This window comes from uncultured Nostoc sp. (genome assembly GCF_937863485.1).
GTDB lineage: Bacteria > Cyanobacteriota > Cyanobacteriia > Cyanobacteriales > Nostocaceae > Nostoc.
This window is the reverse complement of record NZ_CALMFY010000132.1, coordinates 1-18,420: the sequence shown is the minus strand read 5'-3', so window position 1 is coordinate 18,420 and position 18,420 is coordinate 1. Positions and strand designations below refer to the sequence as shown.

General features: G+C 43.2%; 16 protein-coding genes. 9 read left to right on the top strand and 7 right to left on the bottom strand.

Annotation, left to right across the window (positions count from 1 at the left end; all coding sequences use genetic code 11):
- Window positions 1-168 precede the first annotated feature (168 nt).
- Window positions 169-1,401, bottom strand: a complete 1,233-nt coding sequence (locus Q0541_RS17785; protein ID WP_298912802.1) for a methionine gamma-lyase family protein — start codon at window positions 1,399-1,401, stop codon at window positions 169-171.
- Between the two features lie 85 nt (window positions 1,402-1,486).
- Here Q0541_RS17785 and Q0541_RS17780 point away from each other — a divergent pair, with 85 nt between their 5' ends.
- The 6 genes from Q0541_RS17780 to Q0541_RS17755 all read left to right on the top strand — a co-directional run bounded on the left by Q0541_RS17780 (window position 1,487) and on the right by Q0541_RS17755 (window position 8,315).
- Window positions 1,487-2,308, top strand: coding sequence for an acyl-CoA desaturase (locus tag Q0541_RS17780; protein ID WP_298912799.1), 822 nt, complete (start codon window positions 1,487-1,489; stop codon window positions 2,306-2,308).
- A 435-nt stretch (window positions 2,309-2,743) separates the two neighbouring features.
- Complete coding sequence (locus tag Q0541_RS17775) at window positions 2,744-3,796, top strand: fatty acid desaturase (protein WP_298912796.1); 1,053 nt, start codon at window positions 2,744-2,746, stop codon at window positions 3,794-3,796.
- A gap of 218 nt (window positions 3,797-4,014) precedes the next feature.
- On the top strand, window positions 4,015-5,094 hold the full coding sequence (locus tag Q0541_RS17770) for a fatty acid desaturase (RefSeq protein ID WP_298912793.1): 1,080 nt from the start codon (window positions 4,015-4,017) through the stop codon (window positions 5,092-5,094).
- A gap of 563 nt (window positions 5,095-5,657) precedes the next feature.
- Entirely contained in the window at window positions 5,658-6,353 is a 696-nt protein-coding gene (locus Q0541_RS17765; RefSeq protein ID WP_273767763.1) for an NYN domain-containing protein, read from the top strand.
- Window positions 6,354-6,510: 157 nt separating this feature from the next.
- The gene (locus tag Q0541_RS17760) at window positions 6,511-7,221 is read left to right on the top strand and encodes a response regulator transcription factor (protein ID WP_273769498.1); all 711 of its coding nucleotides are present in this window, start codon (window positions 6,511-6,513) and stop codon (window positions 7,219-7,221) included.
- Between the two features lie 5 nt (window positions 7,222-7,226).
- Entirely contained in the window at window positions 7,227-8,315 is a 1,089-nt protein-coding gene (locus Q0541_RS17755) for a HAMP domain-containing sensor histidine kinase (RefSeq protein ID WP_298912788.1), read from the top strand.
- 457 nt (window positions 8,316-8,772) lie between these two features.
- Here Q0541_RS17755 and Q0541_RS17750 read toward each other — a convergent pair whose 3' ends face one another.
- The 4 genes from Q0541_RS17750 to Q0541_RS17735 form a co-directional block, all read right to left on the bottom strand.
- The gene (locus Q0541_RS17750; RefSeq protein WP_298912785.1) at window positions 8,773-9,444 is read right to left on the bottom strand and encodes an O-methyltransferase; all 672 of its coding nucleotides are present in this window, start codon (window positions 9,442-9,444) and stop codon (window positions 8,773-8,775) included.
- A 33-nt stretch (window positions 9,445-9,477) separates the two neighbouring features.
- On the bottom strand, window positions 9,478-10,365 hold the full coding sequence (locus Q0541_RS17745; RefSeq protein ID WP_298912782.1) for an NAD(P)-dependent oxidoreductase: 888 nt from the start codon (window positions 10,363-10,365) through the stop codon (window positions 9,478-9,480).
- A 376-nt stretch (window positions 10,366-10,741) separates the two neighbouring features.
- Window positions 10,742-11,812, bottom strand: coding sequence for a 2-oxoglutarate and iron-dependent oxygenase domain-containing protein (locus Q0541_RS17740; protein ID WP_298912779.1), 1,071 nt, complete (start codon window positions 11,810-11,812; stop codon window positions 10,742-10,744).
- A gap of 114 nt (window positions 11,813-11,926) precedes the next feature.
- The gene (locus Q0541_RS17735; RefSeq protein ID WP_298912776.1) at window positions 11,927-13,906 is read right to left on the bottom strand and encodes a protein phosphatase 2C domain-containing protein; all 1,980 of its coding nucleotides are present in this window, start codon (window positions 13,904-13,906) and stop codon (window positions 11,927-11,929) included.
- A gap of 233 nt (window positions 13,907-14,139) precedes the next feature.
- Between Q0541_RS17735 and Q0541_RS17730 the strand changes: the two genes are divergently transcribed.
- Entirely contained in the window at window positions 14,140-14,574 is a 435-nt protein-coding gene (locus Q0541_RS17730) for an NfeD family protein (protein WP_298912773.1), read from the top strand.
- Window positions 14,575-14,691: 117 nt separating this feature from the next.
- Entirely contained in the window at window positions 14,692-15,699 is a 1,008-nt protein-coding gene (locus Q0541_RS17725; RefSeq protein ID WP_298912771.1) for an SPFH domain-containing protein, read from the top strand.
- Window positions 15,700-16,257: 558 nt separating this feature from the next.
- Here the strand turns inward: Q0541_RS17725 and Q0541_RS17720 are convergent.
- Window positions 16,258-17,070, bottom strand: a complete 813-nt coding sequence (locus Q0541_RS17720) for an aminoglycoside adenylyltransferase domain-containing protein (protein ID WP_298912768.1) — start codon at window positions 17,068-17,070, stop codon at window positions 16,258-16,260.
- A 370-nt stretch (window positions 17,071-17,440) separates the two neighbouring features.
- The gene (locus Q0541_RS17715; protein WP_298912765.1) at window positions 17,441-17,845 is read right to left on the bottom strand and encodes a Fur family transcriptional regulator; all 405 of its coding nucleotides are present in this window, start codon (window positions 17,843-17,845) and stop codon (window positions 17,441-17,443) included.
- 144 nt (window positions 17,846-17,989) lie between these two features.
- On the opposite strand from Q0541_RS17715, the gene purS reads away from it, so the two are divergent.
- On the top strand, window positions 17,990-18,268 hold the full coding sequence (gene purS, locus Q0541_RS17710; RefSeq protein WP_273767735.1) for a phosphoribosylformylglycinamidine synthase subunit PurS: 279 nt from the start codon (window positions 17,990-17,992) through the stop codon (window positions 18,266-18,268).
- The last annotated feature ends 152 nt before the right edge of the window (window positions 18,269-18,420 follow it).

Genomic DNA, 18,420 nt, shown 5'->3' with positions numbered 1-18,420 from the left:
TGCGGTCGCCGATATAGCAAATGCGTTCGCCGAAATAACAAATGCGTTCGCCGAAATAACAAATGCGTTCGCCGAAATAGCAAATGCGTTCGCCGAAATAGCAAATGCGTTCGCCTTTCACTAATTTATCAATAAACCTCATGCGCTACGGAATATGTGCTATAATATTTAACCACTGCTTCCTACTGCATCAATCGCAGCTTCTAATGCGATCGCCACATGAGTCCAATGAGTTCCCCCCTGGCAATAAACCACATATGGCTCACGCATTGGCCCATCTGCTGATAATTCCAAGGTACTCCCTTCAATAAATGTCCCCCCAGCCATGACTACCTGGCTCTCGTACCCCGGCATTTCATCTGGAACAGGGTCTAAGTAAGAACCTATAGGAGAATGCTGTTGTATGGCTTTACAGAAGGCAATTAGCTTTTCGGCAGAACCGAGTTTAATTGCCTGAATTACATCCCCACGGGGAGCCAGGGGTGCAGGATTCACTGGATAACCGAGTTTGTCAAATACATAACCAGTTAAGTAAGTCCCTTTCATCGCCTCTCCTACCATTTGCGGAGCCAGAAATAGTCCTTGGAACAGCAGGCGATTTTGGTCAAAAGTAGCACCGCCATAACTACCGATACCGGGAGCAGTGAGGCGACAGGCGGCTGCTTCCACTAAGTCGGCGCGACCGGCGACATAACCGCCAGCGCTGACAATAGTACCACCAGGATTTTTAATCAATGACCCTGCGATTAAATCAGCACCTACCGCTGTAGGTTCCCTGGTTTCAATAAATTCGCCGTAGCAATTATCCACAAAGCAAACGGTGTTCGGGTTTTGCTGTTTGACTAAATGGACAATTTTTTCAATATCGGCAATTGATAAACTAGGACGCCAAGAATAGCCACAAGAACGCTGAATTAACACTAAACGAGTTTTGTCATCTACTGCATGGCTTAAAGCTTGACAATCCACTGTTCCTTCTGGGGTTAGCTCTAGCTCGCGGTAATTTATGCCAAACTCAATAAGGGAGCCTTGACCTTGACCCCGTAAACCAATGACTTCTTCAAGCGTATCGTAGGGAGAACCGACCACTGCTAACATTTCATCTCCAGGACGGAGCACACCAAACAAAGCACAAGCGATCGCATGGGTTCCCGAAACAAACTGCACTCGCACCGCCGCCGCTTCCGAACCCATAACTTCGGCAAAAACTTTATCTAAAGTTTCTCGTCCTAAATCATCGTGACCATAGCCACTTACACTAGCAAAGTGGTGTGCGCCTACACGGTGATTACGAAAGGCATCCAGCACTCGTTTTAGATTATGCTTGACCTGAGTGTCAATTCCAGAAAAAATTTCTAATAGTGCCTGTTCTGCTTGCCGCAGCTGTTCTAAGCTGTTCATCAGTTCCTCGTTCAAAAAAAATTATAGATATGCGGATTTTTAGATCGCACAGACTAGGCTGGAAAATTCAAATTCAGGTTACTGCATGACAATTGCTACTTCAACTAAACCTCAAATTAACTGGGTCAATACCCTCTTTTTCATTGGACTGCACATCGGCGCTTTGTTTGCCTTTGTTCCTGGTAACTTTAGCTGGACAGCAGTTGGTGTGGGTTTCTTACTGTACTGGGTGACTGGTGGTTTAGGCGTTACTCTGGGATTTCACCGCCTTGTTACCCACCGCAGTTTTCAAACTCCCAAGTGGCTAGAGTATCTCCTGGTTTTCTTCGGCACACTCTCCTGTCAAGGAGGCCCAATTGAGTGGATAGGGACACATCGCATTCATCATTTAAACTCTGATACTGACCGTGATCCCCATGATTCTAATAAAGGCTTCTGGTGGAGCCACATGGATTGGCTGATTCATTATTGTCCGGCTCACGCCGATGTTCCTCGTTTCACCAAAGACATTGCCGAAGACCCAGTTTATCAGTTTTTAGAAAAATATTTCATTTTGATCCAAGTTGCTCTAGGTGTATTGCTTTTGCTTCTGGGTGGCTGGCCTTTCGTTGTTTGGGGAATTTTTGTTCGCATTGTCTGGGTTTACCACTGCACTTGGTTGGTGAACAGCGCTACTCATAAATTTGGCTATCGCAGTTATGATTCTGGTGATAGATCGACTAATTGCTGGTGGGTAGCCGTACTAGTTTTCGGTGAAGGCTGGCATAATAACCATCATGCCTTTCAATACTCAGCTCGTCATGGGCTGGAATGGTGGGAAATCGATTTAACTTGGATGACTGTTCAATTGCTACAAGCAGTTGGTCTGGCTACTAATGTGAAGTTGGCCCCAACAAAAGCTAGTTAGGAGTAGAGACGCGAAAAATCTTTGTCTGTACAGGAGTTAGGAGAGACGCGAAAAATCTTTGTCTGTACAGGAGTTAGGAGAGACGCGATTAATCGCATCTGTACGGGAGTTAGGAGAGACGCGAAAAATCTTTGTCTGTTTAATGTGAATCAGGTGTCGAAATTCTTTATGTTGCCGTCGATTTTTCTCAAACCATAATTTTGAGACCCACAAATCCTTATGGAACAAGGAGCGTTTCTAATTCACATCAGGCGTGAGTTAAGAATCTAAACTCATAACTTATCTACTGATAACTCCTCACTTTTCAAAAGTCTATATTACGGGTGCGCTTGTGTCGGTTAGGTTGCTATAATCCGAAGCGCTAATGTTAAGAATTTTTACGGCAAGTTACTTTTTGGTGACTTGGTGGAGGAGTTTGTTGTTTTTCAGGTGTTCATGACTACATCAATAATTAATAGCCAGAAACTAAGTGACGAGCCTGGTAATTCCGATCTAAGGCTCAAAGATATTGTCAAAACCCTGCCACGGGAATGTTTTCAGCAGAACCCTCGCAAAGCTTGGACACAAGTAATAATCAGTGTCTTAGCAGTTGCCTTGGGCTATTACAGCTTGATTATCACTCCTTGGTTTCTTTTGCCCTTAGCTTGGATTTTTACGGGTACTGCTTTAACAGGTTTTTTTGTAATTGCCCATGATTGTGGTCATAGGTCTTTTGCCAAACGTCGTTGGGTAAATGATTTGGTGGGGCATTTCTTCATGATGCCGTTAATTTACCCCTTTCATAGTTGGCGGATTAAGCATAATTATCACCATACTCATACCAATAAACTAGATGAGGACAACGCTTGGCATCCAATCAGACCAGAAGTGTTTGAAAATTGGGATAAAACCCGGCAGTCTGCTTTTGAACTGTTCATGCGTAAACGCTTCTGGTGGGTAGGTTCCATTGGACATTGGGCAGTTGTGCATTTTGATTGGCGGAACTTTAAAACTAAAGACCAATCGAGTATCAAGCTTTCTGTGGCTGTAGTAGTTGTGTTTGCAGCGATCGCTTTCCCGATTCTCATCGCCACAACTGGTATCTGGGGATTTGTCAAATTTTGGCTAGTGCCCTGGATGATTTACCATTTTTGGATGAGTACTTTTACTATTGTTCACCATACTGCCGCAGATGTTCCTTTTGTGACAGCGAACAAGTGGAACGAGGGTCTAGCACAGCTATTTGGCACTATCCATTGTGATTATCCGCGTTGGATAGAAATTCTGTGTCATGATATAAATGTTCATGTTCCTCATCATATTTCCACTGCGATTCCTTCTTATAATTTGCGGCTAGCTTACAGCAGCATCAAAGAAAATTGGGGGACTTATCTGCATGATGAGTGTCAGTTTTCTTGGCCTTTAATGAAGCAGATTACAGACCAGTGTCAACTGTACACAACTGATGTTGGCTATAAGACTTTCAACGAATATTATACAGAGCGATAAATAGCGCTGTGATTACACTCACGCTCTTGCAATAATGAGAGCGTTTATTATGCTGTGTTTAAATAAAATCTGGCAATTCTTTACTGACTAAAATTTTAGGTAAATTGCCAGAATTTATCCTCTTCTGTGTTAGCGATCGCTAGTTTCGTGGGCATCTTAGAAGTGAGATTATCTTGTCTCAAATAAAGTTCCGATTTATATCCAATCAAAAGAATCCAGTGCAATCAAATATCATCACGTTCAACAATCCTCCTGCCTGCGAAACATCTGAGGATAGGACTAAATTACCTTTCACTCTTCAGAATTTAAAAGCTGCAATTCCTGCTGAATGCTTTCAGCCCAATGTGACAAAATCACTTTTTTACTTCTTTCGTGATATCTTGATTATCGGTCTGCTTTATGCAGTAGCTCATTACCTGGATTCTTGGCTTTTCTTCCCAATTTTTTGGTTAATGCAAGGAACGATGTTTTGGGCTTTGTTTGTAGTCGGACATGACTGCGGACACCAATCTTTTTCTAAGCATAAATGGCTCAATGATTTGATTGGACATCTTTCTCACACACCAATACTTGTTCCTTATCATGGTTGGCGGATTAGTCACAGAACCCATCACAAAAATACTGGCAATATCGATAACGATGAAAGCTGGTATCCTGTGACAGAATCAGAATATAAGGAGATGCCTTTAGCCCAGAAGATAGGCAGATATTATGTTTTTCTCTTGGCTTATCCTGTGTATTTATTTAAGCGTTCTCCTAATAAAGAAGGCTCACACTTTTTGCCCAGCAGTTCGCTTTTCAAACCATCGGAAAAATGGGATGTCATCACTAGCACTGTACTTTTGATTGGTATGGTAGGTTTGCTAGGTTTCCTCACCTACCAATGGGGTTGGATGTGGTTGCTGAAATATTACGCTGTGCCCTACCTTGTGTTCATAATTTGGCTAGATTTGGTAACATTTTTGCACCATACTGAGCCAGACCTTCCCTGGTATCGTGGAGAAGATTGGACTTTCTTGAAAGGTGCGATTTCTAGCATTGACCGTAATTATGGTTTGATCAATCATATCCATCATGATATCGGTACTCATGTTGCTCACCATATATTCCTTAACATCCCTCACTACAATTTGCTGAAGGCAACTGAGGCAATAAAACCAGTGATGGGTGAGTATTTCCACAAATCGGAAGAACCAATTTGGAAGTCATTATGGAATTCATGTATCATCTGCCATTTTGTACCTGATACTGGTAATAAGGTTTACTATACATCCAATAATAAGTTAGCTAAAGGTTAAGACTCAGATTCCCGACTTCTTTAAAGAAGTCGGGAATCTTGTATTTTCTTTCGTCAGTGTTTTCTGACTATTGACCGTTGAGCACTCCCTGATTAAGATAAACTTTTATAAGAGTTGCATTAAAGATTACCTAAATACCTTAAGACAACTTACCTTTTGAGGAGCGTTGGCGTAGCCCGCCGCAGGCATCGCATATTACATTATTAATGCTTCTAGCTCTTGTCAGTATTTGAGCTTCCTTACCCTGCGGTAAAATAAAATAGATAGATGACGTTCGCGGATTCTTGCCCTACCCTTACAGGAAGATTTATTTTCTCCAAACTCTTGCTGTCTCAGTGGGTAAAGATTAACATATCTGTGGGCAGACGCAATGTTTCGTCAAACCAACCCTGATCACAGTGAAAAACCCTTGGGCTGTGTACTTTTGATTCTGTTTAGCGTCAATTAAGTTTATCTGCATGTAGTGACTTAAGATCATTACCTGCTAGGGTTATAAATCAGCACAGACTATACTATAGACAATTTACCCAAAACTCTTTCCAGCTTTAAAATCAGAGGTATCAATGATTATAACTAATTTTAGCAAACAAACAAATGAATTTAAGGAACCTAAAGTACTCAAAGCTAAACCGCATTGGCAAGGACAAAATTTGAGCGATACTGTTGTCAAAAGTAAAGATACCAAGATGCAAGATACTGCACCTGATAGTTTGATTATCAATAGCTTGAATCGTGGTCGAGTTGCTATTTTTATTGATGGCTTAAGTCTATTTCATACAGCTTTACAACTGGGCATAGAAATTGACTACGTTAAATTGCTTTGTCGTTTAACCAACGGTTCAAGACTGTTGCGTGCTTTCTTTTATACTGGGGTTGATATCAATAATGAAAAGCAACAGGGTTTTCTATTGTGGATGCGTCGTAATGGCTATCGTGTAGTGGCAAAAGAACTCATTGTGCCAGCAGAGAATTTAAAGAAATCAAATCTGAACGTAGAAATTGCTGTAGACATGATAACTTTAGCTCCTTACTATGATACTGCGGTTTTAGTCAGTGGAGATGGAGATTTAGCATATGCTGTGAACGCTGTCAGCAGAATGGGGGTTCGGGTGGAAGTGGTCAGCCTGCAAACGACCACTAGTGAAAGCTTGATTGATGTTGCTGATTGCTTCATTGACCTCGATAGTATAAAAGCACACATTCAAAAAGATTCTAATCTTGGCTATAGTTATCGCACGCCGTCAAATTCAAACCTTTAAAACCCGATTTCAAATCTATCGAAATCTCTACTGAGCTATTGTAAGCCTGTAGAAGGTTTATCAGGTTGGGTGGGGCTTGAATTCCCATCCATACCCGTTTCAGTCCCCAAATGCCTACTTTGAACAAGGGATTTTGCCCCAAGTCTTGTTAATTGAAATGGATATTTTAATAGTCGAAGATGAACCAGAAATTGCTCATTTAATCGAACTATCTTTAGAAAAAGAAGGATTTTTTTGTCGCATTAGCCGCGATGGCATGAATGCTTTACGGATGTTTCAGGAGCAACCACCTGATTTAATCATTCTAGATTTAATGATTCCTGGTTTGGATGGGTTGGAAGTTTGTGCCAGAATTCGCCAGAAACCAGGTGCAAAAGATCCTTACATTTTGATGCTCACGGCTAAGGGTGAGGAAATCGATCGCGTCATTGGTCTGTCTACTGGTGCTGATGATTATATGATAAAACCCTTTAGCCCCAGAGAATTGGTAGCTAGGGTGCGGGCACTATTGCGGCGTAGCCTCCGCCAAGGGGGACAACATCAAGTCAATCGTACCCAACACTTTATCGTAGATGTAGACCAGCGCACTGCCAGTCGTCAGATAAATTCTCAGGAGGTTGAAATTTTGGATTTAACTACCCTAGAATTTAACTTGCTAACTACCTTTGTCAGTAATCCTGGTAGAGTTTGGAACCGCACTCAACTAATTGATAAACTTTGGGGAGATAATTTTTTTGGCGATGAACGAGTGGTAGATACTCATGTAGCTCGGTTGCGAAAAAAGATTGAGCCTGATCCGGCAACTCCCACTTTTATTAAAACTGTTGTTGGGGTAGGCTATAAATTTGAAGATCCCCTGGTAGCGTAAATATTATGAAGATGGGGCTGAGAGGGCGGCTATTTTTCTCCCACTTAGTAGTAATGATCGTGGGGGTAGCTAGTTTGGTGAGTATCAGCAAAATCTCTTCCCCCCGCTTGTTTGTCTTGCATTTGGAACGATTAGAAAATCAGGGATTCGACTTAATCGATGTCCGGACTGAATTGGTTACAGGATTTGAACTTGCTTGGCAGCGAAGCACAATTTGGTCAGTCTTAGTTGGGACTACCGCTGCTGGAGGATTAAGTTACTGGGTGTCTAGACGGATTATGCAGCGGTTGACAGAGATGGAACAAATCACCCAAAAATTTGCTGCTGGTCAGATGGATGCACGACTACCGATGTCTGACATTCCAGAACTTAATGGACTTGGTGCTAGTTTCAACCGGATGGCAGCCAGTTTAGAAGGGGTGGAAGTGCGGCGGCGAGAAGTGATTGGAGACATGACTCATGAACTACGGACACCGTTAACAGTTGTCCGTGGTTACTTGGAAGAACTGGCTGATGGGGAAATTGAAGCCTCTCCTGAGATTTATCGGCGTTTAGCTAGAGAAACTAAGCGTTTAGAGCGCTTGGTGAACGATTTACAAGAACTCTCTAAGGCAGAAGCTGGTTATTTGCCAATTAATATACAACGGGTAAATCTGCGTCCATTGTTAGAGTCATTAGTGGAAAAATTTAGTGACCAGCTGTTGGAAGATGGGCCAGTTCTGCTTTTGGAATGTCCATCTGTGCTGCCTCCTGTATTGGCGGATATTGACCGTACAGAACAGGTGTTGGTTAATCTGCTAGGTAATGCAGTGCATTATACTAATGAAGGTTTAATTACGATTCGGGCTGGGACTCAAGGATCTCAACTCTGGATTGCGGTTATCGATACAGGTATTGGTATCGTTCCAGAAAATTTGCCCCATGTATTTGAGCGCTTCTGGCGAGCTGACCAATCGCGCGATCGCCATTCGGGAGGCACTGGTATTGGCTTAACCATTTCCCGTCGTTTGATTGAACTACAAGGCGGTCAGATTCAAGTAGAAAGTGAGTTGGGAATTGGCAGTACGTTTCGGTTTTTTCTGCCTTTGGCTTAAGTTTAGTGAAAATGCTTGAGATACAAGGGATTGACACAAGGTAGTCACTGTTGTGTCATACGCAATTGCTAGTTTGAAAGTATCCAAAATTCAATACGCTTGGTGTTGGTGATATTTTGCCCAGGAAGATCCCCCAAACTCCCTTAAAAAGGCTGGCTCTAATTCCCTCCTTTTAAGAAGGGTTAGGGAGGAGCAAGCCAAAGCCTTAGCGGATTAATCCAAAATCTTATTTTTTGATGAGTGTCGAGATTTTGGAATTGTATAGAATATAACGTTAATCTGGCATTTGGGTAGAATTCTGTATGTCTACTTTTGTTCTGGCTGCTTTTTTGGTTAGTTTAGTCAGTATTTCGGGTTACGCTGCGATCGCTTACCTGTTCCCTCAAAATCGTTCCCAAGACTGAGCAAATAACAATCTCTTGCTATTTTGGTTTACGGATCTTGGCTCAATGCCTTATTAGTCAGCGGTGACGATCACGATCGCAAAGCCATCGTATCCTTTGCTACCCACAGTCTGGATTGCCGTGGCGCTGATGCGCGGCTCAGAGGCAAGCAGTTCGTTGAAGTGACGTACCCCCTGGACGCTAGGATCGCTGCTGCTTTGATCAAGCACCGCTCCGTTACGCACGACATTCTCGGCGATAATCAGACTACCGCGACGGGAAAGTTTGAGCGCCCATGTGAGGTAATCTGGATTGTTTGGCTTGTCGGCGTCAATAAAGATCAGGTCAAATGGGCTGTGACCCTCGGCGGCAATCTGTGGCAGCGTAGAGAGTGCCTGTCCGAGGCGCAGGTCAACAATATCCGCCAGACCAGCGCGGGCGATGTTGACACGGGCGACTTCGGCGTGCTTTGGGTTAGCCTCTAGGGTGATCAGACGACCGTTGCTGGATAGCGCCCGCGCCAGCCAGATAGTACTGTAACCGCCTAGAGTGCCAATCTCCAGGATGGTTCGCGCCCCTTGGATTTGTGCCAATAGCAGCAGCAGCTTGCCTTGGTTCGGCGAAACATTGTGCGGTGGCAGTCCGGCCGCAGCGCTAGTCTGGAGAGCCGCATCCAGCGCGGGGTCGGGCGGCACAAGCAGATCGGTAAAGTAAGCGTCAACCGCAGTCCATTGTTCCTGAGTCATCCCATATCTCAACCCGCAATAAAATAGTCTTGATTATGTGTCAGAAATTGCTTCATTGGAGAGGATTGTAATAATTTCATTCAATGAACGATCGCGATCGCATTCTTCTGGTGTTTCCTTACCCAAAGAGGTTTCTTTCACCAAACGGTAAACATCAGCTGCTCCGTAAAAAATCCGCTCAGTCAAACCTAACTCTTTAAATGTTTCTGCAATCTCTTCCATTTCTCCTACCCAACGATGCGCTTTTGGTGTCATCGATGGAATCGAACGGGTTAATATGCTAGCAAGTTCCTTTTGGCTACTAGACACTTCATCCCATAGTTCTTTATCCAAGCCTAAACGATGGGCTGCAATCAGTAATTCTGTGCTAATTGCTGTAAGTCCTTTTGTCAGGGCTGCATAGGACATTTTCAACCCGGAAGCCTGACCAATTTCATCACCAATCACCCGCACATCCAAGCCATGATCTTGCAGTTGTTGGAGTTGACTTGCTTGTTTTCCTGAAGTATATATGCGGGTACGATTGGGAACTCGCGGTGGTGGGCCAATGATTGATGCATCTACGAATGTTCCGCCAACTGATTCAATGAGTTTGGCGATATTTATGACTTTTTGGGGTGCGATCGCATTACAGTCAACGTAGAGGATCTGTTTACCAACATTGCTGATCACCTCAGCGACTTGCTTTGCTGCTTCAGTCGCTGCTGCTGGCACTAGAACTGACAAAATTACATCAGATTCAATTACCAGTTGTCTGAGGGAACCCACATCTTGAATGTTGGCTGCGGCTGCTAATTGCCGAGTTCGTTCACTGCGATTATCTAGAGCAGCAATAGTTTTCAATCCATTTTGATTCAGAACAGCTGCGATCGCCTGCCCCATATCACCCGGACTTAAAATACCAATAGTTTGGATAGGCATGGAAAGTTTTGTATTTACTTTGTGGCTGACAAGTTAATTCAGGTAATTGAGTTCTAAATAAACTACGTTAAATTGATATGGATGCCGTATTTAAATCAAACCACGGATAAGCTTAACAAGCAAGCTATCTGCTGAGAAATACAGCAGGAGTCTGGAGTAAAACAGTCTTCATAGCCGATGATGTACACGGTGGTATGGTCGCTCATTGCGGACACTTTCTACGGAGGAGCAACCAGTCGCAGTAGCGCGGGAGCTGGCTACGTTTTTTCAAAGTAGCCGGTAAATTCTTGGTGGTTGTCCGAATTCAATCAACGACTGTGCGAATTCAATCAACGACTGTGCGAATTCAAGAGTTAAAGAAGAAAAGGTTGAAACCCTATAATACCGATCGCTGCAACTCTGGAAAAACCTTAGACACCTTATTTAACACATAATCACCATAAGTTCCGCGAAAATCATGAACGTTAGCTTTATCCCAGCGATCGCTTGCATCATTATTCGCTACTATTTTATCTAATTGAATCGGCTTCACTTCCACATCGAAATTGGGATCGAAAAAGAAGGGGAACGAAAGGCGATGATTTTGGGACTGATTCTGTACACGATGAGGTGTAGAACGATACAAACCTCGTGTCATTTTGTCTAGCATATCGCCGATGTTGCAGACAAAGGAACCAGGAACGGGAGGCGCAGCAACCCAACTTGACTTGGATTTAATCTCTAATCCACCTGAGTCGTCCTGCTTGAGAATGGTCAGAACGCCATAATCAGTATGTTCGCCAACGCCCCATATCGGTTCACCATCTGAGGGTGATAAAGGAGGAGGATAGTTGAAGATGCGAAACAGCACTAGGGGATTACAAGTGTAACGGTCAGCAAAGTAGGATTCTTCCAATCCCAAACTCAGGGCTATACCAATCATCAAAGTGTGTCCCAAGTTTGTCATCGCCTCCATATATTCAAGCACTGTTTCGCCAAATTGGGGAATGTTGGCGGGGAAGAGGTTGGAACCATGCATAGGAGTACCAGCTTGCACTAGTGGGTGTTCTTCTGGCAATTGAGCGCCAAAATAAATACCTTCTTTCAAGTCGGGTTTACCGGATGTCAGTTCGCCACCAACGGGGAAATAACCTCGCCATGCAATACCTGCCAAAGCCATGCGGATTTTAAGTTTAGTTTCCAAATCCTGGGCGAAAAACTGGCGGCTGAGTTCTTCAAGTCGCTGCTGCAAACTTTCGTCTACACCATGTCCGATAATATAGAAAAACCCCGATTCTTGACACGCTTGTTTGATTTGAGATGCGATGGAATAGCGTAGACGCATTCGCGCAGCGTCTCGTAGAGAAGCGGCTTCTCGCCAGAGATCGCCTTTTCCAGAAATTAAGGCGCTGATATCAATAATCGGGACGGATGAAAATCCATTATCCACAACTTGCAAGTTTTTCATGTTCACGTTGGCAATATATATTCTTGGCTCCAGACTATTTGTCTTTTCACATCAGTAATCTTCAACGGTGAGTAGTTAAGTGGAGTGCTGAATGTTGAGTTGGAGTCCTATTCGCTACTTCCCAGGCGGACAAAGTTGCTGCCCTCTTTGGGGAAGTTGCCGACATATTTGCTGGAATCCTTGAGGATTAAATTGCCACCAGGCAAATAATCCCAGACTTGTACCCCCCACAAGCAACGCCAATACACCCCCTAGCATTACCAAGCGTTTACCCCGATTAGGTTTTGTAATTAACGTTGGTGGAATTTCTGGGGTTATAAGTGGTTCTTCTGGAAGATCCAAATCTAGATCCAAATCTAGCAGCGATCGCGAACTTTCTGTGAAGGAAATTGGTTCTTGTAGTTCTTCTTGTTCTTGTAGTTCTTCTTGTATTTCTGCTTCTATAATCTCTTCTGGCAACGCCGGAGTCACAGGTACTAAGTATTCTGGGGAGACACGGCAATAAGTAAGAACAACCGACGTATTATCACGCCCATTTTTTTCGTTTGCCAGGTTAATCCAGTTGCGAACAGCATCTTCAACTGTCAGTTGACCAGTTAACACGGGTTTTGCATAATCCTGCCAAGATTGTTCTACGCAGTTATTATCACTTAAACCATCAGAACACAGTAGCAAGATGCCATCTTCTTCCACAATGAATCGCTGAACCTTGAGACGCAAAGATTCTGCATCTCTTGTCCCCAATGCTTGAGTTAGGGCACTAGCATCTGGTCTAAGAAGTGCCTTTCGATACAAGCTTTTAGCAAAGCGGACTTCCCGCGTTGTGACATCATCATCTACTGTCAGTAGCTGACAATAATTGCGAGTAATCCAATAGGCACGGCTATCGCCAACATTAGCTAAGTAAAGTTCATGGGTATTATTTGATTGCCACCCAGTACTCGTCTGCACTCGTTGTGGAACTTGCAACGCCATTACTATGGTTGTAGCCATGCGTTCTCTGCCTTGGCGTTTTTGTTCGTTATTGCGGGCACAAATCAGATTATTTATCACCCGTAAGCTTGCTTCTAGTTGTTCCTGCAACAACTCTGGTGGTACAAGTACGGTTTGTTCTGTTACCTCCGTTAGTAAAGCGCGAATTTGCAATTTTACAGACTGCACTGCCAACTTACTGGCAACCTCGCCGCCCTGGTGTCCGCCAATGCCATCGCAAACAATCGACAACTGAGGTAATAAAGGTTCATCTAAGTCACCCAAAGTATTGGGGTAGCAAGCGTCTTCATTTTGCACCATCAATGGGCCAATATCTGTAGAGCCTGCCACCTTCAAGACTAGTGGCAATTCTGCCGCCGATGCTAGTAGTAAATTATTGAGTTGAATATTAATAGCCTCTAACTCAACCTCAGTTTCACACATCTGCTGGACTATGTTCTGTAACCCTTTGGCTATTGATGCTTTTGCAGACGCTACCCAAAACTGCCAACACTGCCCCAGATTCTGTAAACTCAGCTTCTTATCTGCTGGTGTTTGGTAGAGTTCCAACAGCCGCACACACCAACCTTGGACTCTCAAGTTGTCTACTACCAGTAAACTGCCGCTAAGTCCCAATTCTGATAAAGGTGTCCAAAGTTGGAGAATTTGCCACAGCCAATAAACTTGTCGTACTGCCGTTGCTTGCTCCCATGCCTCAACAATAGTTGGATAGATATTTCCGATCTCATTTATTGGCACATTTTCCAATAAGAGGATATCACTTGTATCTCCCTCAAGGTAACTAGCAAACCCATAAGCCTGAGGCAGGTGTAACCGTTCTTGATATAATCGTAGATAAGGAATTACTTCCTTTGGCAATTCTTCAGGTGCATCTGGCGAAAGTCCCGGTTGAGTATCCAGCCAAATCTGAGGACTAATTACCTCGTATCTATCTGCTACCTTTGTGCCTGGTGGAATTTTAACAGACAATGAGCCAGTAGCCCAAAGATAGCGGTGAACCAAGGGAGTTTGGCAACTGGCACAAACACTATCTCCCATAGGATTAATCGGGCTATTACAGGCTGGATTTATACAATAAATTATCAGTTGAGTAGAAATCATAAAGGTATAAATTTAAAAAATCAATCAACTCATGAATTTCGATTACATTTAGCTGGCAATGACTTGAAGGCTAGAATAGACTGAATTCGTGTACTACTAGCTACACCTTGTTACTGAAATTAATCAAAATTATTGGTAAAAAGACCAAGTTTTGCTTTCTGTAAATAACTTACGTCTGGGTGTATCTAATCGTATAAATGCATTTACGTCAATGTAAAGTTTAGGATGGCGCTATGCCAAGTTTTACCTTAATCTGGCTTCTGGCAGGAGCAGTTCTGTGTTTAATGGAATTGTTCTTACCATCGGCGTTTGTCGCCTTCATGATGGGAATTAGCGCTTTTGTGGTGGCGCTGCTGTCTGGAGTGGGTTTGGGAAGTGTATGGTTGCAAGTTATAGTTTGGCTATTATTTTCCACCACACTAGTTTTGCTTTCCCGTCGGTTTTTGCAACCGCGACAACGCAAATCTAAAATTCGGGATGCAGTTATAGCTGAAACCTTAACAGAAATTCTGCCTGGGAAAACAGGGCGGGTGCTGTATGAGGGAAATTCTTGGCAGGCACGATGTGACGATGACAAATTCACCATATCACCCCATCAAAGGGTTTATGTGGTTAGGAGAGAAGGTACTACTTTGATTGTGATACCAGAAAATTTGTTGAATTCTTAGTCATTAGTCATTAGTCATTAGTCAAGAGTCAAGAGTCATTAGTCGTTTCTGTCCCTCGCCCCTGCCCCTTCTCCTTTCTAGTGACACCTAATATAGTTAAAAATCAGGAGATTCACAATGGAACAGTTCTTTTTGCTCGTCTTTTTAGCCCTTGGTGGTTCTGCCGTAGCAGGGTCTGTGAAAGTTGTCAATCAGGGCAATGAAGCTTTGGTAGAAAGATTGGGTAGTTATAACAAAAAACTGGAACCAGGACTAAACTTTGTCATTCCTTTCGTAGATAGAATTGTCTACCGAGAAACTATCCGAGAAAAAGTCTTAGATATTCCTCCCCAACAGTGCATCACCCGTGACAACGTTGGCATTGAGGTGGATGCAGTGTTTTACTGGCGGATTGTGGATATGGAAAAAGCCTGGTACAAGGTAGAAAATCTCCAGTCGGCAATGGTAAACATGGTGCTGACTCAAATTCGCGCCGAAATGGGGCAACTGGAGTTGGATCAAACCTTTACTGCTCGTTCCCACATCAGTGAACTTTTATTACAGGATTTGGACGTTGCTACCGATCCTTGGGGTGTGAAAGTGACACGGGTAGAACTGCGAGATATTATTCCGTCTCAGGCAGTGCGAGAATCGATGGAATTGCAAATGTCGGCAGAACGACGCAAACGGGCAGCAATTTTAACTTCTGAGGGCGAACGCGAAGCTGCTGTTAATAGCGCCAGAGGCAAAGCTGACGCGCAAATCTTAGATGCAGAAGCTCGTCAAAAATCGACAATTCTGCAAGCGGAAGCTGAACAAAAGGCGATCGTTCTGAAAGCTCAAGGAGAACGTCAGCAACAAGTTCTAAAAGCGCAGGCGATCGCAGAATCAGCAGAAATTCTTGCCCAAAAACTCCACACTAATCCCAATGCTAATAAAGCAGTTGAAGTTCTGTTTGCTTTGGGTTATCTCGATATGGGCGCGACAATTGGTAAAAGCGATAGCAGTAAGGTAATTTTTATAGATCCGCGCTCCATTCCTGCTGCTTTAGAGGGCATACGCTCTGTCGTTTCAGATGGTCAGGTTAACTCTAACGAGTTGTTTTCTAAGCAAATACCAGGATTAGAAAATAATCGCTCTAGTTAGAAGTAGGGAGTGGCATTGGTGTCAATTTAAGTTTAAAACCCTTTTCAAACCTCGTTTCCAGTCTCAGACTGGGAACAAGACAATGAAAGAATACCTATTTATAGTCTTCAACCTTTAGCCTAGAGTGATTGAAGAGCGCTAACTTTCTTTTGTCACTCTGGGGAGAGTAAAATTAGAAAAGGGTCTGAAAGCCTGGAGAGGACGATGACAGAGCCAAGAAGCCCCTTCACCTTGCATAAAATTTGACCGATCAGGAAATCGATTATCGGTGGTTCTCATATCTGAAGCAGTGGCGAAGATTATTCTAACGATGAAAACCTCATTTCTTGAATCGAGATAGTCATTTCATATCAAGAGCGATCGCTGTTCTCTGCTAACTTAGACTAAAAAGCTGCCATTGGTTTGGGTTCGTGACATTAAGGATTAATGCAACTTTGATGTGGGAAACTCAAACCAATCACCGATAGCGGTAGGAGAATACAAAGGCAGAGCTTCAGAAAGAGTTTCGACACTAATAAAATTGTGAATTTCTATCTCTTAAAATCAGGCAGTAACATTTCAAACGCCGTTTTCTCTTGAAAATGCCTGTTGGTTACATACATTAATTACATAGTGTAAGAAGCGTACTGCTTCAACAGCCCGGCTCACTTTGCTGCGATAAGAGGAACCATGCCGAATTTCACGCAGGTTAATTGCCTCTTGAATAAGTTGATGCCACTTTGGTGGAAGATGCACTAATGCATATCGACCAGCCTCCGTTTTGGAGAGGATTTCATGCTCTCTCAACGCGTAAAACAGACGCAGAACGCCAAGCACAGCCCACTGAATACCACTATCTGTTAATAAATATGCTACTTTACTTGGCGCTCGTGTCCAACTCACCCAATAGCTGTTCAGATTTTCCTTCATCTTTCTTTGCAGCAGATTCCAATCGACTGTAAATGCAAGGTTTTCTGGTGGAAGTCCAATCAGACAAATGCCTCGATGTTTCAACACCCACCAAGTGACTTGGTTTATGTCATGATATCCAGCAGAGTGCAGAGCGCTGTCATGATAGTAAGGATAAGGAGCAATTTCTTGTTGCGATCGCCCGACATCTTCAAGAAGCAAATAACTTCCTTCTAGTTTCCACTGTGGATAGCTCAGTTCTAGTTTTTTATGGACTGCTTTTAGTTTTTTTACCTCGGATGTTATAGCCCGTCGTATGAGAATAGTAATAAAATCAATGTCACTCAAGTATGGGTTAAAGGCATTAAGCGCAATAGATCCATGAATGTAGCAGCCATCTATCAGACCCGGAAGTTCGATTTGTAATGATAACAAATAATCATTTAATACTGGACGAATACATTCTGGGATACGAGTATCCATACTCCACCTCGTAGATTTTTGTTATTCCAACTGAATACAGTCAGGGGCAGGGCGGTCGCATCATGTCAACAAGGCTATTTCATTCTCTATAGGATCTATATTTTTCTCATTATTTTTTACTTATTGCGAAAGTATTAAGCGCTCATTTTGAGTCTTGGAAAGTAAATCAAACAGTAAATGCTGATTTTTTCATCGATTTTCAACTTTGGTTGTAATCAAGAGTAATTTAGATGCGGCCGCCCTGAGTTACAGACGTATTTAGTTGGTTGAGTTTTATTTGAATAAAGCATTTATTACAGCAGAATTCAGGAGTCTGAATTCAGAATTCAGAAGTAAAATACGCTTTATTCCTCTCATAAAATTGGTATAACTATTGACCAATCGCGGTAGATTGATTTACCTGGCATTGGCTGCACAACCCAAAAAACTCTAGGGTGTGGTAAAAAACTTTAAACTTATGGCTGGATTCTAACTGGTCTTCTAGGTCATGAACGGGGCATTGATTAATCGGAATTGAGACACCGCATTGCAAGCAAGTAAGGTGGTGTTTGTCTTGCTGCGCTAGGCTGTAGAGGGCTTCACCGTTAGCTAAATTCCGCACTTGTACCATGCCTTCGAGTTTTAAGGCTTCTAGGGAGCGGTAAACTGTTGCTAAACCCATACTCTGATTTGTGTTACGTAGTTCTACGTAAATATCTTGGGCGGAAATGCCTTTTTTGACGGTTTTCAGTAGGTTGAAAATACGCTCTTGACTGCGGGTGCGTATGGCTCTCATAGACAATTATTTAAATATGCCACTGTAGTTGAAGCTGTTAGATGGGCTAATTGATCAATTAACTTTAACCGCTTCGTAATCTTATTTTCACTCAGTTGGAACAGAAAGTTATAGTATAGCGATCGCAGCATTCAGCAAAAGCCCGTGCAAACCAAGTATTTAGCCAAAATTTTCGTGACGCTTCGTCCTTCAGTATTAGACCCCGCTGGTGTGGCTGTACAATCCGGTCTTAAGCAACTGGGATACGAGAACGTTGACCAGGTGCGGATTGGTAAGTACATTGAACTCACCATCACCTCGACTGATGAGAAGAAAGCCCGTCAAGACCTTGATCGCATTTGTGACCAAATGCTAGCAAATCCCGTAATTGAAAATTATCGCTTTGATTTGATTGAGGTCGAAACACAGACTGGGGTATTTTAGGGATTGAGCATGGGGCAATTCAATTTTGGATAATGGAATTGACGATAGCGCAGCGTAAAGCCTGCGGCATGGCTTCGCTTAGAGAGGCTGCGCCAACGCTTAGAGCGAGTCCGCGTACCCCTTCCCTACGGGACGCTCTTGCGTTCGGGGAT